Genomic DNA, 22,606 nt, shown 5'->3' on the forward strand with positions numbered 1-22,606 from the left:
ATGGCTTTTTTGTTTAGCGGAGAGTTAGGGATTCGAACCCCAGGACCTGTTACAGTCAACAGTTTTCAAGACTGCCGCAATCGACCACTCTGCCAACTCTCCGGGGACAAAAGTACAAATCCGGCCCGAATTGGCAAGTGTGAATTTCACTTTTTTTAACATTCTGTTAAATAAGTGATAACCCACTGTAAATTAATTTGTTGAAAACTTAGTTTGTGAGTTTTTCGGCGCGGAAAGAGTTAAAACGTGGTTTTACGATCTTTAAATTGCGTCTTGAAAGGTCAATACTTGCATTTAATTCGAACCCGATCAGCAAAATAAGCGAGTTTAAATACAGCCATAACATCACCACGATAATCGCACCGATAGATCCGTATAACTTATTATAGCCTGCAAAATGATTAATATAGTAGGTAAACCCTAATGAGGTTAAAATAGCCAGCCCTGTAGCCAATATGGAGCCGGGGCTTAAAAAAGGCCACTTCAATTTATGCGATGGCCCATAACGGTATAAAACAGAAATGGTAACAAAGAATATGATAACAATTATGATCCACCGCGATAGCAGCAACAGGTAGATCCAGAAATGGCTCTTGCTGGCAATATGGCTTTGCAGGTAATTAATTACACTCTCGCCGGCTATCATAATGGCTATAGCAATTATAAGTGCTAAACTTATAGTTACGGTAAGCAGCATGGCAATGCCACGCCGTTTTAGCCAGCTGCGCTTTTCTAATATCAGGGACGAATCATTAAATGCCTGCATGAGCGTACCTACACCATTGGTAGCAAAGTATAAGGCGGTAACAAAGCCCAATGATAATAAGCCGGCGTTTTGGTGTTTCAGGATATCTTCGATGGTGTTTTCAAGCGCCAGGTAGGCGTAGGTTGGTAATAGTGTACGTAATAACTCCAACAGCTTTTCCTGGAAGTTGTGAATGGGCACGTAAGCTATCAGCGTAAATAAAAATAGCGTGCCCGGGAAAAGCGCCAGCATGAAATTATAAGCAAGCGATGATGCCTTATTTAGCAGTGAATCTTCCAGAAATTCGTTGATGAGCGAAATGGTTACCGCATAAACAGAAAGGTTGCCAAACCCTGGCAGGACAATGGATTTGGTCCATTTAATAAAGGCCCGGTATAGTTTTACACGGAGTAATAAACGATGCAGCCATCTCATTCGAAGCTAATTTACTCAAAAAATGGCTTTATTTTTTCTAAAAATTCTGAAGAGGGTAGGCAGGGGCGATTAGTGGTCATATTAACAAACACCAAAAGGGTTTCGCCCTGGTGGATCAATTCTTCCTTTTCATTAAACAACTCGTACCTGAAATGAATTTTAACCCCCGGCATTTTATCCATGATCACCTTTACGGTGATCTCCTCGTCATATAAAGCAGGTTTTAAATACTTGCTTTTCATTTCAAGCACGGGCATCATAATTCCTGATGCTTCCATGCCGCTGTAGGTTAAACCCAGGCTGCGCAGCATTTCAACGCGGCCAACCTCGTAGAACTCGGCATAATTACCATAGTACATGTAGCCCATCTGGTCGGTTTCGCCGTAGCGTACCCTTATTTTGGTTGAATGCTCAAACATTATTTTTTAATGTTATGCTCATCAAGCGCCTTATGAAATTTCGCCGCATTAATTTTATGCTCTGCTTCGGTTGCAGCAAAATTGTGGCGGTTTGAAAAATCCTCTTTAGCTACCATGTACAGGTAATCGTTCTTTTGGTAATTAAGTACGGCTTTAACCGCGTTTACAGATGGCAGCATTACCGGGCCCGGTGGCAAACCGGTATGCATATAAGTGTTATAAGGCGAGTTAACCAAAAGATACTTATTCAATACCCTGTGTATGGTAAAATCATTCATGGCGAAGATAACGCTGGGATCTGATTCTAATTTCATGCCCTTGCGCAGCCTGTTTAAGTAAAGACCTGCAATGGTTGGCATTTCATCATCATATAATGCTTCAGCATCAACTATTGAGGCTAAAATAGAGACCTGTGGCACAGTAAGATTAATCGCGGCAGCTTGTTGTTTACGCTCTGGTGTCCAAAAGTTTTCATAATGCGCATACATGCGTTTAAAAAATTTATCCGGCGCAATGTTCCAGTAAAGCTTGTAACTGTCGGGCATAACCATCACAAAAGCATTATCAGTATCCAAACCGAATTGCTTAACAAATTCTGCCGAATCCAAATAACGCAACAGCGTCAATGAATCAGCCTCGAGTTTTTTACTGACAAAGCCAACAAATTGTTGTTTGGTCCTGAATACGTGGAAAGACAGGTCGACCTGTTCCTGTTCGCCCAACTGCAGCATCCTGATAAATTTGCGGTTGCTCATTCCTTCGTGCAGGCGGTATTTACCGGGTTTAACATGGTTAGTATACTTCATGTTACGGGCTGCCCAGGCAAAGGTGATGGTATCTTTAACTATCCCTTTATCACGAATAGTTTTGTATACGTCATTAAAATCTTCCCCGGTATGTATGTACAGGTATTCTTCTTTGCCGGTAACGTTGGCATCAAAATATCTTAGGTAATAAAATATTAAAGTTCCCCCCAAGCCAATAACGGCCAAAACTACAAGGGCGATAATAAACTTCTTTAATGAGCCGCCCTGCGATGTTTTTTGTTTAGTCATAGTATTAAAATAAGCTTATGCCTGCAATCTTTGCAGCGCTAATAATCCGCCTGTTAAATTCTTTACGTTTTGATACCCGTTTTGTATTAGGATTGATTGAGCCGTATCGCTTCGTAAGCCGGCTTTGCATATAACAATAATTTCGTCGGTTTTGTTATAGCCTATTGAGCCGAGATTATTTGTTAATTTAGATAGCGGTATGTTTTTTCCGCCGATGTTATAGGTATGATATTCTATCTCCTCGCGCACATCCAGTAAATTTAAGCTTTCATTGGCCGATAGCCTGTTTTTTAAATTTTGTGCATCTATCTGCTGCATTACTTTTTGCCCTGGGTAACCACTAAGTTAATTTTTGTACCGATGCTCACCTTCGTTACCGAATCTGTTTTCATTGGTGACTGGCTAACCACTACCACATTGCTTGAATCAGTAATAGCCCCTTCATAGGTGATGGTACCTAAGCTAAGGTTAGAGGTTTTTAACACAAAACGTACGGCATCCAGATCCTGGTTGGTCAGGTCAGGTACTTCAACTTCGCTCGCGCCAACACCATCGCCTAATACAAGGTCAATTTTTGAGCCTTTAGGTATTTTAGTGCCGGCCTTAATAGTTTGTCCTGCCAATTTGGTTTCTAATACCACATTCAACGCTATATCTGCACGATAAGTAGTATCACCCACTTTCAAACCATTGTTTTGCAAAGTAGCGACCGCTTGTATATATGGCATTTGATCGATATCCGGCAAATCTACCGGCGGAGCCTTAAGGGTAACCATGGTCAAATAGATCACACGGTTTTCTTTAACGCTGGTTTCGGGGTCCGGATCTTGTTCTATCACCGTTCCTGGCGGCGCATCACCCACATAAACCGAATCTATCTGGTAATTAAATCCCTGATCTTTTAATATATTGATGGCTTTTTCAATAGGTATGCCTTTAAGCATGGGTACCGGTATGCCCGAGCCATGGTTAGTATAAAAACTTAAACTAAAAAAAGCTATCAGCACCACCGCAATAACAGAACCTATAGCCAGCAGTATATTGTTTCTGAAAGATGTGGTTTTTAAATAAGCCCCGAATTTACTCATCTGCAGTAGGTAATATTATACTTAATTAAGCATCAAACATAAGGATAATTTCGGATTTTACAGTTTGAAAAACTAATGTATTAATTAGACACAGGCCTTTAAAAATATTTATATTTGGCCGTATGACAACTAAGAATATAGCGCTTTTGGCCGGCGGGTTTACCGGCGAATATGAAGTATCATTAAACAGCGCAAAAAATATTGCTAACAATTTAGATAAGGCCAAATATAACGTTTACACCATTTTAGTAAACCGCGACCGTTGGTTTTATGAAGATGAAAGCGATAGGGTGGATGTTGATAAAAACGACTTCAGCATAACTATCAAAGGTGAAAAAATAAAGTTTGATTTCGCGTTCATAACCATACACGGTACACCCGGCGAGGATGGTAAAATGCAGGGGTATCTTGATATGTTGGGTGTCCCGTATAATACCTGTGATGTTACCACATCAGCCATCAGCATGAATAAGGCTTATACCAAAACTATTGTTCATGGTATACATGGTTTAAATACGGCTAAATCTATCCGCCTGTTTAAAAATGACGGCCATGATATTGGTAGTATAGCATCGTCTTTAAAATTTCCGTTGTTTATTAAGCCTAATAATGGCGGCAGCAGTGTAGGTATGAGCAAAGTGTATAGCGCTGCCGAACTGCCCGATGCTTTACACAAAGCGTTTAATGAAGATAATGAGATCCTGGTTGAAGAATTTATAAAGGGCCGCGAGTTTAGCAGGGGCATAGCTCGTTTACACGGTAAAGTAACGGTATTACCCGCTACAGAGATCATCAGCTCAAAAGATTTTTTTGACTACGAAGCTAAATATACCGCCGGGGTTACTAAAGAAGTTACGCCTGCTGATCTGACTCATGCAAAGGATGCCGAGAGTGCCGAGATCATTACCGAGGTTTACCTGCGCCTTAACTGCCGTGGTATGGCACGGGTAGATTTTATCCTGCAGGAAAACACCAACGATTTTTACTTCATTGAAATAAACACCACACCCGGCCAGTCGTCAAACAGCCTGATACCACAGCAGGTAAGGGCGGCAGGTATGAGCGTGGCAGATTTTTATGGCGAGCTGATAGAGGGCGCTATTTAGATCATTAACATTTGTGGTAAATCACCCCCTGTAAAAGTCATTTTTACCCGCTACTGTTTTGTTAGGCCGGCTGTACCTTTGGTTTATAAATATTTAAACGATCACTCAAAAAATAAAAAAATGGAAACTACAGCAAAAACAACAATTACAGTAGAAGCTACAATTAACGCGCCGGTTGAAAAAGTTTGGAAACTATGGAACGGCCCGGAGCATATCACCAAATGGTGCCAGGCATCTGATGACTGGCATGCGCCACACGCTGAAAATGACCTGAAAACCGGCGGTAGTTTTAAAACTACTATGGCCGCTAAAGACGGCAGCTTTAGCTTTGATTTTGGAGGCGTTTATACTGATGTTAAAGAAAATACCCTGATAGCCTATAAAATGGAAGACGGCAGGACAGTATCGGTTAGTTTTATACCCAAGGGTGATACTACTGAAGTTATTGAAACTTTTGACCCTGAAAGCATCAATCCTTTAGAAATGCAGCGAGGCGGCTGGCAGGCTATTTTAAATAACTTTAAAAAGTACGCTGAAAATAATTAAGCTATATAGATAAATCATTTTAACGCCGGTTGCTTATAAGTACCCCGGCGTTTTTTATATGGTGAATGAGGTATAATGTTCAATAACATCAGCAGGAATGTTAATAGCTTTGCCGCCGTTAATATCCACCATTACAAAGTCAAACCAGCCATCGCAACAAACCTTATTGGTAGCTTTATTTTTAATGCTGAATTTTACGCGGCAGTTCTTTTCATTAATGCTTTCAATTCCGGTAGATACGATAAAATAATCGCCAAGCAATAGCGGCCTTTTATAGTCAACAAATACGCTGCGCACCAGCCAGCCGAAGCCCTGGTTTAAAAAGTGTTCCATAGGCATACCATAGCAACGCTCCATTTGGTCATACCTGGCGGCTAATACATAGTCAAAATATTTACTGTTATGTACGTGGCGGTACATATCAATATCGTCCGGGCGTACACGGTATTCGGTTTCAAAAGTGCTGTAAATAGGTGTTGTTGTCATTATTACAAATATGGATATTTGAACATTATATACGCTATGAAATTAAATCACATTAATCTGCCGGTAAAAGATGTAACGGCAGCACGCGAGTTTTTCGAAACCTACTTCAATTTCAGATCAGAAGATATTAAGCTAAATGATACACTCTCCGTTTTAAAAGGAGAGGACGGCTTTACACTGGTGCTAATGTCTGAAAAACTTAATCAAAACGGCAATCATGCTTACCCGGACGCGTTTCACATAGGCTTTTTTCAATCAACAGAAGCAGAGGTGACGGCGATATTTGAACGGCTGAAAGTTGGCGGGATATATTTGGAAAAAGAGCCACAACTGATCCGTAAAACGTTTGGCTTTTATTTTAGATTTCAGGATATTTTGATTGAGATAGCTACCGGTGGTTGATGGTTTACAGAATCATCATATATTTGATTAAACCTAAAAGGCGCTGTCACATGTCAAAAAAAATACTCATTACTTTATTCTTCATTATTAACGCGGCGGGTGTTTACGCGCAGCAGTACACCGTTAAAGATCTTATTGGTCATTGGCGCGAAGCGAGAAATAAGCAAGCTAATATCTATTTTTTAACGGACTCGACAGGAGTGTGGGTAGGAAACGATGGTTTTTTGTACAATAAAATGAATTACACGGTCAAGGCCAACAAGGATATTATTGAATTAAGTTACACCATACAAATAGATGCTAAAAAGCCAAAATACGCGCATCCGTACATTAAATTTTTAAATGATAGTACATTTTTAATAAGGTTTGGCTGGTCGATACCCAACAACGCTGATACCACAAATAAAAAAGTAGCTGTTTTTGTGAAGGATAAAAAAGAGATGCCCGGCGCAGCAATAAGATTACCAACCTATAAAGACCTGCTTGGTCAATGGGTGCTCACTTTTAAAAATGAGCCGAGGGAATCGAAATTAAATTTTATTGATTCAAACCGCGTTATAAAAAAGACAGCAACCAATGCTGTTTTAATGAACTATATTGTTGATTTTACTAAACAACCCATCACAATGGATCTTTATGTAGGCGGGAAATTGGTTAACCAGACATTCTGGCTTTTTGAAGGCCCGAATAATGCCTTAATTGAGTTTTTTGACCCTGGTAAGCGAAAAGATCACTTTACTACTTTTGGAAAGAATTATTTGTATAAAAGAGAAAAGCCGCTTTAATTATTTGTTTATTGATAAAGTGTTAGTGAAGAGGTGGCTATGTTAATTATATCTTTTGAATTTTAACTTTTTAATTCTGAATTTAAAATCTATCTTTGCACCCACAATTAACAAAATTATTTACGCTTTAATATTATTCAGGTAATGTATTTAAGTACAGAGGCGAAACAAGAGATTTTCGCAAAACATGGTAAAGGAGCCACCGACACAGGTTCAACCGAAGGTCAGGTAGCATTGTTCACTTACCGCATCGCGCATTTGACAGGCCATTTGAAAAAGAACAAACATGATTTTTCAACTCAGCTTTCACTGCAAAAATTAGTAGGTAAACGCCGCGGATTGTTGGCTTACCTATACAAAAAGGATATTGAAAGATACCGTGCTATCATCAAAGCATTACAGCTTAGGGATATCATTAAGTAAATAAACTTATCTTTTACAAAAAGCCGTCTCTTTTAGGAGATGGCTTTTTTACTTTTACGCAATTATTTACACACAATAAAAACCGGTGCGTTCTAAAAGATGAAAAACGCATCACAAAACAAACAAAATGAGTTTAAACGTAATTAAAAAAGTGATCGATTTAGGTGACGGCCGCACCATCGAGATCGAAACAGGAAAACTGGCCAAACAAGCTGATGGATCAGTAGTGATAAAAATGGGTGATACCATGTTATTGGCTACCGTAGTTTCATCGCCTGAAGCAAAAGAAGGGGTAGACTTTTTACCGCTTTCTGTTGACTATCAGGAAAAATATGCCGCTACCGGACGTATCCCCGGTGGATTTTTACGCCGTGAGGCACGTTTATCAGACTATGAGGTTTTGATCTCTCGTTTGGTTGACCGCGCTTTACGCCCAATGTTCCCTGAAGATTATCACGCTGATACACAAGTAATGATCACCCTGATATCTGCAGATAAAGATATCATGCCTGATTGTTTAGCTGGTTTAGCCGCTTCAGCAGCGCTATCTGTGTCTGATATTCCTTTCAATGGCCCGATATCAGAAGTTCGTGTAGCTAAAATTGATGGCAAATTGGTTATCAACCCTAAATTAAGCGAGTTAGCTAACGCAACTTTAGAATTTATAGTTGCCGGTAGCGAGCATGATATCAACATGGTTGAAGGTGAGAGTGCTGAGATACAAGAAGCTGAACTGGTTGAAGCAATTAAATTTGCACACGAAGCCATTAAAGTACAGTGTTTTATACAAAAACAATTAACTATTGAAGTTGGTAAAACCGAAAAACGCGTTTATAGCCATGAGCACAGCAATGATGAGTTAGAGAAAGCTATCTACGCTGCTACTTATGACAAAGTTTACGCTATTGCCGGCGAGGCTTCAGGTAAAGACGAGCGTGGCGCTAAATTTAAAGCAGTACGCGACGAGTATATCGCTACTTTAGGCGAGATCGACGATATCACTAAATCATTGGCTAAAAAATATTACCACGATGTGGAGTATGACGCTATCCGTAACCTGGTATTAGACGAAGGTAAACGTTTAGACGGCCGTACAACTACACAGATCCGGCCGATATGGAGCGAAGTTGGTTATTTGCCATCGGCTCACGGTTCGGCTGTGTTTACCCGTGGCGAGACTCAATCATTAACCACCGTTACCTTAGGTGCTAAGGATGATGAGCAAATGATAGACGGTGCTTTCATTAACGGTTACCAGAAATTCTTATTACACTACAACTTCCCTGGTTTCTCAACCGGCGAGGTTCGCCCTAACAGGGGAGCAGGCCGTCGTGAAATCGGTCATGGTAACCTGGCTATGCGCTCATTAAAACGCGTATTGCCTGCTGATGATTCAAACCCTTATACTATCCGTGTTGTTTCTGATATCCTTGAATCAAACGGTTCATCATCAATGGCTACGGTTTGTGCCGGTACATTGGCGCTGATGGATGCAGGTGTTAAGATCAGCAACCCGGTATCAGGTATCGCAATGGGCTTGATCACTAACGAAATGGGTACCAAATATGCTATCCTTTCTGATATCCTGGGCGACGAAGATCACTTGGGTGACATGGACTTTAAAGTAACAGGTACTAAAAACGGTATCGTTGCTGTACAAATGGACTTAAAGATCAACGGTTTATCATACGAAGTTTTAACTAATGCGTTAAATCAGGCTAAAGAAGGCCGTTTACATATCCTTGGCGAAATGGCTAAAACCATTACCGAGCCGCGCGAAGATTACAAACCACACGCTCCGCGTATCATCACCATCAAGATAGACAAAGAGTTTATCGGTGCTGTTATCGGGCCCGGTGGTAAGATCATCCAGGAAATGCAACGCGAAACCGGTGCTACCATCTCAATTGAAGAAGTTGGCAACCAGGGTATCGTTCAGATCTTTGCTGATAATAAAGAATCAATTGATAAAGCAGTATCGCGTATCAAAGCCATTGCTTCAAAACCAGAAGTAGGCGAGATCTACGAAGGTAAAGTAAAATCAATTATGCCTTTTGGTGCATTTGTTGAAATTATGCCGGGTAAAGACGGTTTGCTGCACATTTCAGAAATAGACCATAAACGTATTGAAACTATGGACGGTATTTTTGAAGTTGGCGACGAAGTACGCGTGAAATTACTTGATGTTGATAAGCAAGGTAAACTGAAACTTTCTCGTAAAGTTTTATTGCCTAAGCCTGAAGCAGCTAAGTAATAACCTCATAAATTAAACAAAAAGAGCCTTATTTATAAGGCTCTTTTTGTTTATGGAAACTTTGTTTCGTTTTTTTTATTTTTTTTGAAACAAATGTTCTTTATTTAGCTTTATAGCTTTTACAAAGTTGTTAGGACTCTTGTAATAAAGTTGATAAAAGCTAAAAGGCCGATCCTATTGAAAATGACGTCTACCACCAATGATCCCTTAGATTTTCTCAACAGCAATAATAGTTCAGGTAAACCGGCAGGCCCCCAGGCCGACTTAGTGCAATTATTGTTGTATGAAATAATAAGGGTGAAGGAATTAATTTCTTATTATGACTCCATTCCCAATGGGGGCGGTAAGTTGGGCTCTTCTATTTTGACCGAACTGGTTACCGAAGCTTATAACTCATTAGTTAATTACGATCTTGTGCTAATGAAAAAATACTACGATCTTCTGCAAAATTGTGATTGAGGTTTTGCCTGATTACACTTATAATATGCCGTTTAAATAAGCTATAATGTTCGCAGATGGACAGCGATTGCATCAAAAGCGAACAGTTTTTAATTAAGTGGTTTGTGTTATTTTATTGATAATCAATATTATGACGCAATGGTATTATCTTGGTTAACCTAAAATCAAAATTGCACTTGCTATGTTTAAAAGCTACTTCAAAATAGCCTTCAGAAACCTTTGGAAAAACAAAAGTTTTTCTGCCATCAATATATTAGGATTGGCTATAGGCCTGGCCGTTTGCCTGCTTATCACACTTTTTGTGATAGATGAATTGAGTTATGATAAGTATAACCTTAATGCTGATCGTATATACCGCATAAGTTCAGACTTCGAGGTTAACGGCAGTTTGTTCAATGACCGCGAATCGCCGGCACCCATGGCTGCTACCATGATGAAAGATTACCCGCAAATTGAACAGGCAACGCGTTTACAATATGCAGGTAAAATACTAGTGAAAAAAGGAAGCCAGACAATTACAGAAAAGAACACTTTTTTTGGCGATGCCAATATGTTTAAAGTGTTTACACTGCCATTCATTGCCGGCGACGTTAACACTGCTTTAAGCCAGCCAAAATCTATTGTGATAGCAGAGGATGTTGCCAGGAAATACTTTAACAGCACAAATGTTTTAGGCAGAACACTGCATCTTAATAATACCGACGATTATAAAATAACCGGGGTAATTAAGAATACGCCCAGTCAATCGCACCTGCACTTTAATATCATTATCGCTATGGCAGGTTTGCAGGAAAGCCGCAACAATCAATGGACAAGTGAAGATTTTTCAACTTATATAATGGTTAAGCCCGGTGTTACACAACAGGATCTTGATCGTTACCTGAAAGAAGCGACAAAAAAATATGCCGAGCCAGAATTAGTTCAATTCATCCACGCAACAATAGCAGACATTGAAAAAAATAAAGGAGATCATTTTAGGTTTGTTACAACGCCGATAACTAAAATACACCTGTACTCAACCACAAGCAGAGAGATAGAACCATCAGGCAACGTACAATACGTTTATATATTTATTGTAATTGCAGCTTTTATATTAATTATAGCTTGTATAAATTTCATGAACCTGTCCACCGCACGGTCGGCAGGCCGGGCGCGCGAAGTGGGTGTACGCAAGGTGTTAGGCTCAAACAGAAGTACGTTGATCTACCAGTTTTTAACAGAATCAACTTTAACAAGTTTTGTAGCCTTACTTATCGCCTTGTTTTTAGCTGCATTATTATTGCCTTATTTCAATATACTGGCCGGTAAACAAATTGTATTCAGTTTTATGGCTTCTTTATGGCTGGTGCCCGGTTTATTTGCCGTAACACTGATAATTGGTTTAATGGCAGGGCTGTATCCCGCGTTTTTTATGTCCGCATTTATGCCGATACAGGTGTTGAAAGGGAAACTGTCATCCGGATTTAAAGGCAGCTGGCTACGTAATAGCCTGGTGGTTTTTCAGTTTGCTACAGTAATTATGCTGATAATAGGCACCCTGGTAATATACAGCCAGCTAAACTATATCCGTAACAAAAAACTGGGTTATGAACGCGATCAGGTTTTGGTGATAAAAAATACATATTCACTTTACCAGCATGCCAATACATTTAAACAAGATGTACTAAAATTAGCAGGAGTACAATCCGGTACCATTACCGCTTTTTTACCCACCGAAGCACCTGAAGTTACAGAAGTTTATAGTAAAGACGCTGTTAAAAGTCCCGGCCAGTCAATGGGGTTAATTAGCTGGATAGTAGACGAAGATTATATCCCCACATTGGGTATGAAAATGGCCGAAGGCCGTAACTTTTCAAAAGAAAACCTTAGCGACTCGACAGGTATAGTTGTTAATGAGGCTGCCGCTGCATTATTAGGATATAAAAAGCCGCTCGATAAAAAACTTTATCTGGGTTCAGGTAAAGACCAGCTTGCATTAAACATTATTGGTGTGGTGAAGGATTTTAATTTTGGTTCGATGCGGAATAAAATTAAGCCGCTTGTTTTACGCCTTGGTGCTAACCGGGGCGCAATGGCATTTAAGGTAACAACAAAAAATCTTCCGGGAGTGATCCGCCAGGTAGAAACTTTATACCATAATGCTGACGCCAACATGGCCGGCCAGCCTTTTGCTTACTCGTTTATGGATGATGACTTTAATTACCTCTATCAGTCAGAGCAAAACACGGCTAAGATTTTTATGTCATTTGCTTTCTTTGCCATTTTTATTGCCTGTCTTGGCTTATTTGGCCTGGTTACCTATGCTGCCGAGCAACGCACCAAAGAAATAGGTATCCGCAAGGTGTTGGGCGCCAGCGTGGTCAATATTGTAAACATGCTGTCAAACGATTTTTTGAAACTGGTAGGCATTGCGGGCATCGTAGCTTTCCCTATCGCATGGTATGCCATGAATAGCTGGCTGCAGGGATTTGCTTATCGCACAACCATTAGCTGGTGGGTGTTTGTAGTTGCTGCTTTGTTAGCCATAATCATTACCATAGCAACGGTAAGTTTCCGTGCCATTAAAGCAGCGCTGACTAACCCGGTAAGCAGCTTAAAGAATGAGTGAGTTTGTCATTAGTCATTGGGTCATTAAGTCATTAACGAATGACTATCTAATTTGTATAGCATCATCAATAAGCTATATTTGCAACGACTAATGACCAATGACAAAATGACCAATACCCGTCTGATCTCTCCATCTATTTTATCTGCTGATTTTGGAAATCTGCAACGCGATATTGAAATGCTTAATCAGAGCGAGGCTGACTGGATCCATGTGGACATTATGGACGGGCAATTTGTACCCAACATATCATTTGGTTTCCCGGTGGCAGAGGTGGCAAAAAAACACGCTACTAAACCGCTTGATGTGCATTTAATGATTGTTGAGCCCGATCGCTACCTGAAACGTTTTGCAGATGCAGGTGCTTCCGGTTTAACAGTACAGCTTGAAGCATGCCCCAATTTGCATCGTACTGTACAGGTTATTAAAGAGTCGGGATGCAGGGCAGGGGTGGCCATTAACCCACATAGCCCGGTATCATTGCTTGAAGATATTATTACCGAACTTGACCTGGTACTGGTTATGTCTGTAAACCCTGGCTTTGGCGGACAAAAGTTTATCGAAAATACTTACAAGAAGGTAGCAGATGCTAGGAATCTCATAGAAAAGCGCAACTCAAAAGCGCTGATTGAGATTGATGGCGGCGTTGATATGAATAATGCCGGTAAGTTATTTTCGGCTGGCGCAAATGTGTTGGTTGCAGGCAGTTCTGTATTTGCCGCGTCAAGTCCCTCGCAAATGATCTCGTCCCTTAAACACGCTTAAATGTTATTACAATCGTAATAGCAATAGTACAGTAATTTTAATTTTATTTAATAAAACGGCCTAAAAAGGTGGTTTTATTAAATATTTGTATTTTTTTAATAAATGCAAATAAAGTCTATAAATTTTGTCAAATTAATTACCTTTGCGGCAGTAAAATACGAAGTTTTCAATATAATATTTTGCTACAAACCAATTTTCAAAACATATGAAACATAATTTTGGTGCCGGACCGGGCATCTTACCTCATGAAGTTTTAAAGCAAGCTGCAGCGGCAGTTGTTGATTTTAATGGAATCGGATTGTCTCTTTTAGAGATCTCGCACAGATCGTCAGAGTTTGAAGCGGTTTTAGACGAGGCCGTTAAATTAGTGAAAGAATTATTAGAAGTTCCTGAAGGTTACTCGGTACTATTTTTACAAGGCGGCGCAAGCACTCAATTTGCTATGGTGCCTTACAACTTATTACCATCAACAGGTAAAGCCGCTTATGTAGAATCGGGCGTGTGGGCAAATAAGGCTTTAAAAGAAGCTAAGTTTTTTGGCGAGGTTGATGTTATTGCTTCTTCAAAAGAGAGCAACTTTACTTATATCCCTAAAGATTATACCGTACCTGCTGACGCGGCTTATTTACATTTAACATCAAACAACACCATTTACGGTACACAGTTGCATGAGTTCCCTGCATCGCCAATACCTGTTGTTTGCGATATGTCTTCAGATATCTTTAGCCGTAAAATAAACGTTGCCGATTTTGGTATCATTTATGCGGGCGCGCAGAAAAATATGGGCCCTGCCGGTACAACTCTGGTAATTGTTAAAGATGAGATATTGGGCAAGGTTGACCGTAAGATCCCTGCAATGCTTAACTACCAGGTGCAGATAGAAGGTGGCTCAATGTACAATACGCCGCCGGTATTTGCTATTTATGTATCTATGCTTACCCTAAACTGGTTAAAAGCCAAGGGCGGTGTTGAAGCTATAGCTAAAGAGAACAAAGCAAAATCAAAAGCATTGTACGAAGAGATCGACCGTAACCCGCTGTTTAAAGCAGTTTGCGCGGTTGAAGATCGTTCAGATATGAACGTATGCTTTGTTATGGAAAACCCTGAGCTTGAAAAACCATTTTTGAAACTATGCGACGAAAAAGGCATAGTAGGCATTAAAGGCCACAGAAGCGTTGGCGGTTTCCGTGCATCTATATACAACGCATTGCCAATAACCAGCGTGCATGTATTAATAGATGCCATGCAAGAGTTCCAGGAAAAGAATAAATAATTTAGTTCATTAGCTCATTGGTTCAATAGTTCATTGGTACTTATCCATCGAACTAATAAAGCAGACCAATGAACTAATGAACAATTGAACTAATGATTTATAAGAGATGATCAAAATATTAGCTAACGATGGGATAGACCCTATCGGAAAAAAAATGTTGGAAGATGCCGGTTTTGAGGTTGATACCAATAATATCCCACAGGATGAATTACCTGTTAAATTACAAAATTATGATGCCATTACCGTACGCAGCGCAACTAAAGTACGCAAAGCTTTAATTGACGCATGCCCTAATCTCAAACTGATTGGCCGCGGTGGCGTTGGTGTTGATAATATTGATGTTGAATACGCTAAAGAAAAAGGTATCGGCGTGTATAATACCCCGGCATCATCATCATTGTCTGTTGCCGAACTGGTTGTGGCGCAGTTGTTTACCGGTGTGCGTTTCCTGCATGACAGTAACCGTAAAATGCCGGTTGAAGGTGGTACTAAATTTAACGACCTGAAAAAAGCTTATGCTAAGGGTATTGAGCTGCGCGGCAAAACTTTAGGTATAGTAGGTTTTGGACGTATAGGCCGCGAGGTTGCCAAGATAGCTATCGGTGTTGGTATGGATGTAATTGCTTATGACCTTTTTGACTTTAATCCTGAGGTTGAGATTATATTAGGATCAGGTGGTACTAAAGTTAACGTAAGCGTTAAAAAAGCTACACTTGATAAGATCATTAAAACTGCTGATTTCATTACCCTGCATACGCCATTTATTGACAAAGCTTTAATTGGTGCAGAAGAACTGGCACAAATGAAAAAAGGCGTTCAATTGATCAATATTTCACGCGGCGGATTAATTGACGAGCTGGCATTGATAGACGCGTTAAACAGCGGCCAGGTATCATACGCGGCGTTAGACGTATTTGATAACGAGCCAACACCTCGTGCAGAGATCTTGTCCCATCCTAAAATATCATTAACCCCGCATATTGGTGCTGCTACAAACGAAGCGCAGGAGCGTATAGGTGTAGAGCTTGCCAGTTTAATTATTGGGCATTTCAAGAAATAGTGAATCAACTCACAACAAACAAAAAAGGCGCTATCAGTGCCTTTTTTGTTATAGATTATTGCGGTATACCTATTTTACTTTCATGACATTGTTCTTCCTGTCCGAATCGGGTAGGGCATTGTCCGGGTCGATAGTAACAGATTCAGCCTCGGTTGTTGTCGGGATGGTAAACGTGGTAGCTTTATTTTGCAGCCAGGTTTCAACCGGCAGGGACATGCGTTCTTTACAGCCGTTCTTTAGTTTAACTTCAATAGTGAACGGCATCGCCATTTGGTCTTTGTTAACCACCACAACCTTTACGCCTTTTTTGGCATCGCCATCAACATATTTGGCACTGCTTAATGCCAGGTCCAGGTTGTAGTTGTTATAATACCATCCTTTCCAGAACCAGGACAGGTCTTCGCCTGCACCATTCTCCATCGAACGGAAAAAATCATCAGGCTGCGGGTGCTTAAATGCCCATTTGCAGATATAATTTTTAAAAGCGTAGTCAAAGCGATCCTTACCTAAAAATTGTTCACGCAGCAATATCAAACCAAACGCTGGTTTGAAATAGGTGATGGGGTGGCGATATTTTTCGGCGATGGCATCTGGCGCGGTCATGATAGTTGGTGCATCGGGGTCAAGTATGGTCGGTACAATCTCATCGGCGGGGTTGCCGCCGCCGGGCGCATATTCGCCGTCGCGTTTTGGGGCATACTCGCCTTTGTTAAACGCGTCAGACGCGTACACGTCAATAAAAGTATTAAAGCCTTCGTCCATCCATGCAAAGCGGCGCTCGTCTGTTCCAACTATCATTGGGAACCAGTTATGGCCTATTTCATGCGCGGTTACCCAAAACAGGTCCTTGCCCTTATCTGTAATACCGTCAAAAAGTATCCCCGGGTATTCCATACCGCCTGCTATACCTGCCTCATTAACCGCTACAGGATAAGGGTAAACATACCACTTGGCCGAAAAATGTTCGATAGCGCCTTTCAGGTATTCGGTTGATCTTCCCCAGGAATCATTGCCGGCGCTCTCTACAGGGTAAACAGACATGGAGAGCGATTTTTTACCGCCTGGCAGGTTTATCCTTGCCGCGTCCCAGATATAGGCTTTTGATGCGCCGAAAGCGACATCACGGGTATTAAACATTTTAAAGTGCCAGGTAAGGGTGCCTTTATTAACCGGGCGTGATGCCGGGTCAGTTACTTCCTGCGCTGTCCTGATCATAATAGTTTTATCGCTGTTATGGGCCTGGTTGTATCGGCTAAGTTGTTTGGCGGTCAATACTTCTGCCGGATTCACCAACTCGCCGGAACCGGCAACGATCATATCCCAGGGTACGGTTACGCTGTAATCGATATCGCCGTACTCGCAATAAAACTCGCCGCTGCCCAAAAATGGCAAGGTATCCCAGCCTTGCGAATCATCATAAACACACATACGCGGAAACCATTGCGCTATTTCATAGATCTTGCCATTTTTGGTATCGGTATAATCTGTACGGGCGCCAAAATTACCGGGAATGGTATAGTGGTATTTGATCAGGATATTAATTTTGCCGCCATTACCGGCCAACGCCCGCGGCAGGCGAATCTGCATGCGCGTATCAGTGACCACGTAAAGCACTTTTTCTGTTTTTCCGTTTTGTGATATGCTTACGGACTCCAATTGATAGCCTGTAGTATGCTGATCGGCACGCGGTTGATTGCCGGTTACAAAGTTTGAGCGCGCGTCTTTTTTATAAGTATTCTGGTCAAGCTGCAGCCACAGATATTGCAGCGCATCAGGGCTGTTGTTGGTATAGGTGATATTCTCGTCGGCACTTAAGGTTTTTGCAACCGTATCAATATTGGCTTTAAGCAGGTAATCTACACGGTTTTGCCAATACTTCGGCCCGGGGTCGCCATTAACAGAATGAAATTCATTACCCTTTTGTGTATGAAATGAGGGTGAAAATAAATTTGACGGTATGTAGTTGGAACTTATGGTATCGTTATCGGTATTACGGGACTTGTGTTGCGCCTGCGATGAAAGCGCGAATAACAAAGCTGCGCCGGCAAGGATAAATTTGAATTTCATGTGTATCAGTTAAGGACAGCAATATACGAATGATGTGCAACAAGTAGAATGGCTTTGACAGATTTACTCAAATTGTTATCTTGTAAAAAATAATTATGCATTTCCCGGTAATCATTCCTTTAGGTAAGTCGCATGTTCCATTGCATTTAGTCTGCGAGACCCTGGCTTATTTTATCGGTTACAGGTACTACAGCTATTTGCGCAGGCACAGTAATGACGAAATAAGCAGCGAAAATCGTTTACTCATTTTTATTGGCGCGGCTGTGGGCGCTTTTCTTGGTTCGCATATTTTAGGTGTATTAGAAAACCCCAAAATGCTGGCTAACACGGGTGTTGTTTACTTTATGGCTAATAAAACAATAGTCGGTGGTTTTTTAGGGGGATTAATAGGCGTTGAACTAACCAAAAAACAAATAGGTGTAACTGTCTCGTCGGGCGATTTGATGGTATATCCATTAATCCTTGCTATGATCATTGGTCGCATTGGTTGTTTCCTCACGGGATTGGAAGATGGTACGGTCGGTACGCCCTCATCCTTACCATGGGCCATCAATTTTGGCGACGGTGTCCGAAGGCATCCCACCAACTTATACGAGATTGTTTTTTGGCTGATGCTTTGGTTTTTGCTATGGTTTTATGAGCGATATCATCGTTTTACCAATGGCTCGCGCTTTAAAATATTTATGGTAAGCTATCTGTTGTTTAGGTTTGTGGCCGAGTTTATAAAGCTTGATCCGTTCTTTAGCTTCGGATTATCTGCAATTCAATTAGCCTGTATAGCCGGGATTGTTTATTATTACAAAGTTTTTATCTATCCATCAAAACTAACCGAACCCTATCAATATGCCTGAACGCCCGTACATATATTACGATTTTACTCAAAGCATTTGCTCAACCTGCCTGAAGCGTGTGGACGCCAAGATTGTTTTTGAAGACGAGAAAGTATACATGCTTAAAACCTGTCGTGAACATGGGTTTGAAAAGGTTTTGATAGCAACTGACATTGAATACTACAAAAATTGCCGCAACTATGCCAAGCGCAGCGAAATGCCTCTAAAATTTAATACCAAAACACATTATGGTTGCCCATATGATTGTGGCTTGTGCCAGGATCATGAACAACATTCTTGTTTAACAGTGATTGAGGTTACCGACCGTTGTAATTTGAGCTGCCCTACGTGTTATGCTATGTCATCACCAAATTATGGCAGGCACCGCACGCTTGAGGAAATTGAGCAAATGCTGGATGTGGTAGTAGCCAACGAAGGCCAGCCCGATGTGGTGCAAATAAGCGGCGGCGAGCCAACCGTGCACCCGCAGTTTTTTGAGATACTGGATATAGCCAAAACAAAACCCATCAGGCATTTGATGTTAAATACCAACGGTATCCGCATAGCTAAAGACGAAGCTTTTGTAAAACGCCTGGCAACTTATATGCCCGACTTTGAGGTCTATCTACAATTCGACTCATTCAAGAAAGAAGCTCTGGAGCAATTACGTGGCGAAGACCTGCGCGAGGTTAGAGCTAATGCGATAGCCAACCTGAATAAATGTAATCTGTCGACAACGTTGGTGGTTACCCTGCAAAAAGGATTAAATACCGACGAGATCGGCGAGATCATTGAATATGCTTTGAAACAGCCTTGTGTACGTGGCGTTACGTTCCAGCCCACTCAACAAGCCGGTCGTTTAGAAAACTTCAACAGCAAAACCGATAGGTACACCATGACCGAGGTTAGAACTGCCATCCTGGAGCAAACGGATATATTTAATCATAATGATCTGATCCCGGTGCCTTGTAATCCGGATGCTTTGGTAATGGGTTATGCGCTTAAACTCGGCGGGCAGGTTTTTCCGCTTACGCGGATGATCAATCCTGATGATCTGCTGGATAATTCAAAAAATACCATTGTTTATGAGCAGGATGAACAACTAAAAAGCCACCTGCTAAATATGTTCAGTACCGGTAATTCGGTGGATAAAGCTTCGGAGCATTTGAAGTCTATCATGTGTTGCCTGCCTGAGATAGATGCGCCAAATCTGGGATATGATAACCTGTTCAGGATCATCATTATGAATTTTCTGGACGCGCAAAATTTCGACGTGCGTGCTGTCAAAAAATCATGTGTACATATTGTGAATAAGGACATGAACATCATCCCGTTTGAGACCATGAACATATTTTACCGTGATGATAAAATTAACTATCTAAACCAGTTAAAAGCCGAAATGCTATGAACGAAGAAACAAACCCTTTTGAACCCCAAAAACAAACAGACAATAAAGTAAACCTGAAAATTGCAGGTTACAATCTGGCAGCAATGCTCATGTATGGTTTGTTGTTTGTAGGTGCGATGGGTAATGATGGTTTTATTTTATTTGGATTAGCATTTCTCGCCCATGCTTTTGTTTGTCTGATCTTAGCTGTAGTACAGCGTAAATGGGTCTGGGTATTAAGCAGTTTATTAATAGTTATTATTGGTTTTTCAACGTGCGCAAACCTGTTTCATTTAGATATGCGTTAAGCCATCATCTCTGCCAATACACCTTCTTTTAACGAATAGGTAGATAAATAAACCTTATGGATCCCCAACTTTTGCGTGATGAAACGGGTGATCAAAGATGCTACCACGATCATATCCACACGGATAGGGATGATGCCTTTGGTGTCTTTACGTTCATTATGCGATGACGCGATGAGTTTATTGGTAACGGCTACCAGCTCATTAAAATCAAAGGTGTAATTTTTGATATCGAGGGTAAATGGATTATTCTTTTCCAGTTCTATCAACTCCGCAAACGTCTCAAAGGCCCCTGATGAACCGATGATAGAATCGACCGGGTATTTTGAGGCTACGGCAAGCAGGCTTGGCAAATGCTCTTCCAAATAAATTTCAAGCGCGTTGATAGATTCGCGCGGAATAGGGTCTGTACGGTGGAATTTATCCATCAACCTTGCAGCACCTATTTCAAAGCTTTGTTTCCAAAGGATAGCATTTTCATTGCCCACAATAAATTCAACGCTGCCACCGCCAATATCCATGATCAGCGATGTTTGGTGCGATAAGCCGCCTGCCAGCTTCACGCCTTTATAAATATAATCGGCTTCCTGCTCGCCATCAATGATCTCGATATTTATACCTGTCTTCTCTGCAACCTCGTCCATAAACTGCTGCCCGTTAGATGCATTACGCAAAGCGGATGTAGCAATTGCGCTAACATCTTGAACGTCATTTTCTCCAAGTAATTTATGGAATTTCAACATAGCAGCCATACCCCGCTCATAAGCTTCGGGCTGGATAATGCCTTTATTTATACCGCCTTCGCCTAACTTTACGGCTTCATGCTCGTGAACAATTTCCTTGTAGTCAGATGCATTGCCTTCGGCAATTAACAGGTGAAAAGTGTTGGTGCCAAGATCCATTACGGCAATGCGCTTACTCATGCATCTAAATTAAATAATACCTAAATGATTGATGTTAAAAAATTATCATCATTTAAACACCGGTTACCCATAAATGTGTGACGTTGTGTAATATTATTCTCTAAATGGCTGATCAGTAAAAATATATGTATGTTTAGGTGCCAATTATAAAAACTTATCTGATGAGGCTGAATTTAATTTTAGGGCTTTTAATATTATGTAGCTCTGTCCAGGTATTTGCACAGAAAGCAATTAAACCTGTACCCATAATTTTTGATAGCGATATGGGGCCAGACTATGACGATGTAGGCGCCATTACTATCCTGCATGCCCTGGCAGATAATGGCGAAGCCAGGATACTGGCAACTATGGCCAGCAATAAATACGAAGGCGTGGCCGCTGTATTAAATGTATTTAGTACTTACTTTAAACGTCCTGATATACCGATAGGCGTACCTATAGGTGACGCGGTAAATATGCGCGACGGCCAACATTGGACGGATACCCTGCTTGCCAAATATCCGCATAAAATAAAAACCAACGCAGATGCCGAAAATGCTGTGAAGCTATACCGTAAAATACTGGCTAAGCAACCTGACCATAGCGTAACGATAGTAACTATTGGATTTTTAACCAATATATCCAATTTGCTGAATACGCAGGCTGATGAATATTCACCTTTTAGCGGAAAGGAACTGATCGCGAAAAAAGTCAAGCTATTGGTAAGTATGGCAGGCAGGTTTCCGTCAGGCTATGAATTTAATGTGGATAAGGATATCGTTGCTTCAAACAATGTGTTTCAAAATATTGATGTACCTGTAATATACAGTGGTTTTGAAATAGGCGAGAAGATAAAAGCCGGCCTGCCTTTAATAAATAACGCGGAGATAAAAAACAGCCCTGTAAAAGATGCTTTCAGAATAGCGATGTCGCAATCTGCAGGAGATGCACAGGGCCGGATGAGTTGGGATGAGACAGCCGTATTGATCGCCATAAAAGGCTACTCAGCTTATTATGACCTGCGTAAGGGTAAAATGGCGCCTGTAGCAACAGACGGCAAAAATACCTGGGATGATAACGGAAAATGGCAGGGGTATGTGGTTGAGAAAATGAATCATCTGCAAGTTCAGGATCTGATTAATGAGTTGATCCAACATCAGCCGAAAGCTAACTAAAATGAAAAGCTCAGAATTATAAAAATCCTGAGCC

At 40.9% G+C, this 22,606-nt stretch carries 23 protein-coding genes and 1 tRNA gene; 15 read left to right on the forward strand and 9 right to left on the reverse strand.

What is annotated here, in order from left to right:
- Positions 1-17: 17 nt before the first annotated feature.
- From FO440_RS13640 to FO440_RS13665, 6 genes are all read right to left on the reverse strand, one after another.
- A tRNA-Ser gene (locus FO440_RS13640) sits at positions 18-102 on the reverse strand.
- A gap of 106 nt (positions 103-208) precedes the next feature.
- The gene (locus FO440_RS13645) at positions 209-1,180 is read right to left on the reverse strand and encodes a YihY/virulence factor BrkB family protein (protein ID WP_144248818.1); all 972 of its coding nucleotides are present in this window, start codon (positions 1,178-1,180) and stop codon (positions 209-211) included.
- A gap of 11 nt (positions 1,181-1,191) precedes the next feature.
- Positions 1,192-1,599, reverse strand: a complete 408-nt coding sequence (locus tag FO440_RS13650) for an acyl-CoA thioesterase (protein ID WP_144248819.1) — start codon at positions 1,597-1,599, stop codon at positions 1,192-1,194.
- Positions 1,599-2,654: an endolytic transglycosylase MltG gene (mltG, locus tag FO440_RS13655; RefSeq protein WP_144248820.1), complete on the reverse strand. Its 1,056-nt coding sequence runs from the start codon at positions 2,652-2,654 to the stop codon at positions 1,599-1,601. Before mltG ends, FO440_RS13650 begins: the two co-directional genes overlap by 1 nt.
- Before the next feature lie 15 nt (positions 2,655-2,669).
- Entirely contained in the window at positions 2,670-2,972 is a 303-nt protein-coding gene (locus FO440_RS13660; RefSeq protein WP_144248821.1) for a rhodanese-like domain-containing protein, read from the reverse strand.
- Positions 2,972-3,742, reverse strand: coding sequence for a PASTA domain-containing protein (locus tag FO440_RS13665; RefSeq protein WP_144248822.1), 771 nt, complete (start codon positions 3,740-3,742; stop codon positions 2,972-2,974). Before FO440_RS13665 ends, FO440_RS13660 begins: the two co-directional genes overlap by 1 nt.
- A 122-nt stretch (positions 3,743-3,864) precedes the next feature.
- On the opposite strand from FO440_RS13665, the gene FO440_RS13670 reads away from it, so the two are divergent.
- Positions 3,865-4,848: a D-alanine--D-alanine ligase gene (locus FO440_RS13670; protein WP_144248823.1), complete on the forward strand. Its 984-nt coding sequence runs from the start codon at positions 3,865-3,867 to the stop codon at positions 4,846-4,848.
- A gap of 120 nt (positions 4,849-4,968) precedes the next feature.
- The gene (locus FO440_RS13675) at positions 4,969-5,394 is read left to right on the forward strand and encodes an SRPBCC family protein (RefSeq protein WP_144248824.1); all 426 of its coding nucleotides are present in this window, start codon (positions 4,969-4,971) and stop codon (positions 5,392-5,394) included.
- 54 nt (positions 5,395-5,448) lie between these two features.
- Here FO440_RS13675 and FO440_RS13680 read toward each other — a convergent pair whose 3' ends face one another.
- Positions 5,449-5,880: an acyl-CoA thioesterase gene (locus tag FO440_RS13680; protein WP_144248825.1), complete on the reverse strand. Its 432-nt coding sequence runs from the start codon at positions 5,878-5,880 to the stop codon at positions 5,449-5,451.
- A 36-nt stretch (positions 5,881-5,916) separates the two neighbouring features.
- Between FO440_RS13680 and FO440_RS13685 the strand changes: the two genes are divergently transcribed.
- The 9 genes from FO440_RS13685 to FO440_RS13725 all read left to right on the forward strand — a co-directional run bounded on the left by FO440_RS13685 (position 5,917) and on the right by FO440_RS13725 (position 15,906).
- Positions 5,917-6,282, forward strand: coding sequence for a VOC family protein (locus FO440_RS13685; RefSeq protein ID WP_144248826.1), 366 nt, complete (start codon positions 5,917-5,919; stop codon positions 6,280-6,282).
- Positions 6,283-6,332: 50 nt separating this feature from the next.
- On the forward strand, positions 6,333-7,067 hold the full coding sequence (locus tag FO440_RS13690) for a hypothetical protein (protein WP_144248827.1): 735 nt from the start codon (positions 6,333-6,335) through the stop codon (positions 7,065-7,067).
- 144 nt (positions 7,068-7,211) lie between these two features.
- A complete protein-coding gene (gene rpsO, locus FO440_RS13695; RefSeq protein ID WP_144248828.1) occupies positions 7,212-7,490 on the forward strand; it encodes a 30S ribosomal protein S15 in 279 nt (92 codons plus the stop codon).
- A 127-nt stretch (positions 7,491-7,617) separates the two neighbouring features.
- On the forward strand, positions 7,618-9,744 hold the full coding sequence (locus tag FO440_RS13700; RefSeq protein WP_144248829.1) for a polyribonucleotide nucleotidyltransferase: 2,127 nt from the start codon (positions 7,618-7,620) through the stop codon (positions 9,742-9,744).
- Positions 9,745-9,927: 183 nt separating this feature from the next.
- Entirely contained in the window at positions 9,928-10,203 is a 276-nt protein-coding gene (locus tag FO440_RS13705; RefSeq protein WP_144248830.1) for a hypothetical protein, read from the forward strand.
- Between the two features lie 181 nt (positions 10,204-10,384).
- Positions 10,385-12,811, forward strand: coding sequence for an ABC transporter permease (locus FO440_RS13710; RefSeq protein ID WP_144248831.1), 2,427 nt, complete (start codon positions 10,385-10,387; stop codon positions 12,809-12,811).
- 90 nt (positions 12,812-12,901) lie between these two features.
- Complete coding sequence (rpe, locus tag FO440_RS13715) at positions 12,902-13,573, forward strand: ribulose-phosphate 3-epimerase (RefSeq protein ID WP_246104220.1); 672 nt, start codon at positions 12,902-12,904, stop codon at positions 13,571-13,573.
- A gap of 205 nt (positions 13,574-13,778) precedes the next feature.
- Positions 13,779-14,846, forward strand: a complete 1,068-nt coding sequence (serC, locus tag FO440_RS13720) for a 3-phosphoserine/phosphohydroxythreonine transaminase (protein ID WP_144248832.1) — start codon at positions 13,779-13,781, stop codon at positions 14,844-14,846.
- Between the two features lie 106 nt (positions 14,847-14,952).
- The gene (locus FO440_RS13725; protein WP_186292667.1) at positions 14,953-15,906 is read left to right on the forward strand and encodes a D-2-hydroxyacid dehydrogenase; all 954 of its coding nucleotides are present in this window, start codon (positions 14,953-14,955) and stop codon (positions 15,904-15,906) included.
- A 69-nt stretch (positions 15,907-15,975) separates the two neighbouring features.
- On the opposite strand, the gene FO440_RS13730 is transcribed toward FO440_RS13725, so the two are convergent.
- Positions 15,976-17,973 (reverse strand): M1 family metallopeptidase, encoded by a 1,998-nt coding sequence (locus FO440_RS13730; RefSeq protein WP_144248833.1) that lies wholly within the window; start codon positions 17,971-17,973, stop codon positions 15,976-15,978.
- A gap of 95 nt (positions 17,974-18,068) precedes the next feature.
- On the opposite strand from FO440_RS13730, the gene FO440_RS13735 reads away from it, so the two are divergent.
- Genes FO440_RS13735 through FO440_RS13745 form a run of 3 tightly spaced genes read left to right on the forward strand, consistent with a single transcriptional unit; the run spans position 18,069 to position 20,498 of the window.
- Entirely contained in the window at positions 18,069-18,824 is a 756-nt protein-coding gene (locus tag FO440_RS13735) for a prolipoprotein diacylglyceryl transferase (protein WP_144248834.1), read from the forward strand.
- Complete coding sequence (locus FO440_RS13740) at positions 18,817-20,211, forward strand: radical SAM protein (RefSeq protein WP_144248835.1); 1,395 nt, start codon at positions 18,817-18,819, stop codon at positions 20,209-20,211. The genes FO440_RS13735 and FO440_RS13740 overlap by 8 nt, the downstream gene beginning before the upstream one ends.
- Positions 20,208-20,498, forward strand: a complete 291-nt coding sequence (locus FO440_RS13745) for a hypothetical protein (RefSeq protein ID WP_144248836.1) — start codon at positions 20,208-20,210, stop codon at positions 20,496-20,498. The genes FO440_RS13740 and FO440_RS13745 overlap by 4 nt, the downstream gene beginning before the upstream one ends.
- Here FO440_RS13745 and FO440_RS13750 read toward each other — a convergent pair.
- On the reverse strand, positions 20,495-21,418 hold the full coding sequence (locus tag FO440_RS13750) for a Ppx/GppA phosphatase family protein (RefSeq protein ID WP_144248837.1): 924 nt from the start codon (positions 21,416-21,418) through the stop codon (positions 20,495-20,497). The genes FO440_RS13745 and FO440_RS13750 overlap by 4 nt on opposite strands.
- Before the next feature lie 161 nt (positions 21,419-21,579).
- Between FO440_RS13750 and FO440_RS13755 the strand changes: the two genes are divergently transcribed.
- Positions 21,580-22,572: a nucleoside hydrolase gene (locus FO440_RS13755; protein ID WP_144248838.1), complete on the forward strand. Its 993-nt coding sequence runs from the start codon at positions 21,580-21,582 to the stop codon at positions 22,570-22,572.
- Positions 22,573-22,606: the final 34 nt, after the last annotated feature.

It is taken from the genome of Mucilaginibacter corticis, assembly GCF_007558865.1.
GTDB lineage: Bacteria > Bacteroidota > Bacteroidia > Sphingobacteriales > Sphingobacteriaceae > Mucilaginibacter > Mucilaginibacter corticis.

Coding starts and splice junctions, on each gene's coding strand:
- FO440_RS13705 (WP_144248830.1), top strand. CDS start 9,928: ATGACGTCTACCACCAATGATCCCTTAGATTTTCTCAACAGCAATAAT.
- FO440_RS13680 (WP_144248825.1), bottom strand. CDS start 5,880: ATGACAACAACACCTATTTACAGCACTTTTGAAACCGAATACCGTGTA.
- serC (WP_144248832.1), top strand. CDS start 13,779: ATGAAACATAATTTTGGTGCCGGACCGGGCATCTTACCTCATGAAGTT.
- FO440_RS13730 (WP_144248833.1), bottom strand. CDS start 17,973: ATGAAATTCAAATTTATCCTTGCCGGCGCAGCTTTGTTATTCGCGCTT.
- rpsO (WP_144248828.1), top strand. CDS start 7,212: ATGTATTTAAGTACAGAGGCGAAACAAGAGATTTTCGCAAAACATGGT.
- FO440_RS13690 (WP_144248827.1), top strand. CDS start 6,333: ATGTCAAAAAAAATACTCATTACTTTATTCTTCATTATTAACGCGGCG.
- rpe (WP_246104220.1), top strand. CDS start 12,902: ATGACCAATGACAAAATGACCAATACCCGTCTGATCTCTCCATCTATT.
- FO440_RS13665 (WP_144248822.1), bottom strand. CDS start 3,742: ATGAGTAAATTCGGGGCTTATTTAAAAACCACATCTTTCAGAAACAAT.
- FO440_RS13740 (WP_144248835.1), top strand. CDS start 18,817: ATGCCTGAACGCCCGTACATATATTACGATTTTACTCAAAGCATTTGC.
- FO440_RS13645 (WP_144248818.1), bottom strand. CDS start 1,180: ATGAGATGGCTGCATCGTTTATTACTCCGTGTAAAACTATACCGGGCC.
- FO440_RS13660 (WP_144248821.1), bottom strand. CDS start 2,972: ATGCAGCAGATAGATGCACAAAATTTAAAAAACAGGCTATCGGCCAAT.
- FO440_RS13650 (WP_144248819.1), bottom strand. CDS start 1,599: ATGTTTGAGCATTCAACCAAAATAAGGGTACGCTACGGCGAAACCGAC.
- FO440_RS13745 (WP_144248836.1), top strand. CDS start 20,208: ATGAACGAAGAAACAAACCCTTTTGAACCCCAAAAACAAACAGACAAT.
- FO440_RS13735 (WP_144248834.1), top strand. CDS start 18,069: ATGCATTTCCCGGTAATCATTCCTTTAGGTAAGTCGCATGTTCCATTG.
- FO440_RS13700 (WP_144248829.1), top strand. CDS start 7,618: ATGAGTTTAAACGTAATTAAAAAAGTGATCGATTTAGGTGACGGCCGC.
- mltG (WP_144248820.1), bottom strand. CDS start 2,654: ATGACTAAACAAAAAACATCGCAGGGCGGCTCATTAAAGAAGTTTATT.
- FO440_RS13685 (WP_144248826.1), top strand. CDS start 5,917: ATGAAATTAAATCACATTAATCTGCCGGTAAAAGATGTAACGGCAGCA.
- FO440_RS13710 (WP_144248831.1), top strand. CDS start 10,385: ATGTTTAAAAGCTACTTCAAAATAGCCTTCAGAAACCTTTGGAAAAAC.
- FO440_RS13750 (WP_144248837.1), bottom strand. CDS start 21,418: ATGAGTAAGCGCATTGCCGTAATGGATCTTGGCACCAACACTTTTCAC.
- FO440_RS13675 (WP_144248824.1), top strand. CDS start 4,969: ATGGAAACTACAGCAAAAACAACAATTACAGTAGAAGCTACAATTAAC.
- FO440_RS13670 (WP_144248823.1), top strand. CDS start 3,865: ATGACAACTAAGAATATAGCGCTTTTGGCCGGCGGGTTTACCGGCGAA.
- FO440_RS13755 (WP_144248838.1), top strand. CDS start 21,580: ATGAGGCTGAATTTAATTTTAGGGCTTTTAATATTATGTAGCTCTGTC.
- FO440_RS13725 (WP_186292667.1), top strand. CDS start 14,953: ATGATCAAAATATTAGCTAACGATGGGATAGACCCTATCGGAAAAAAA.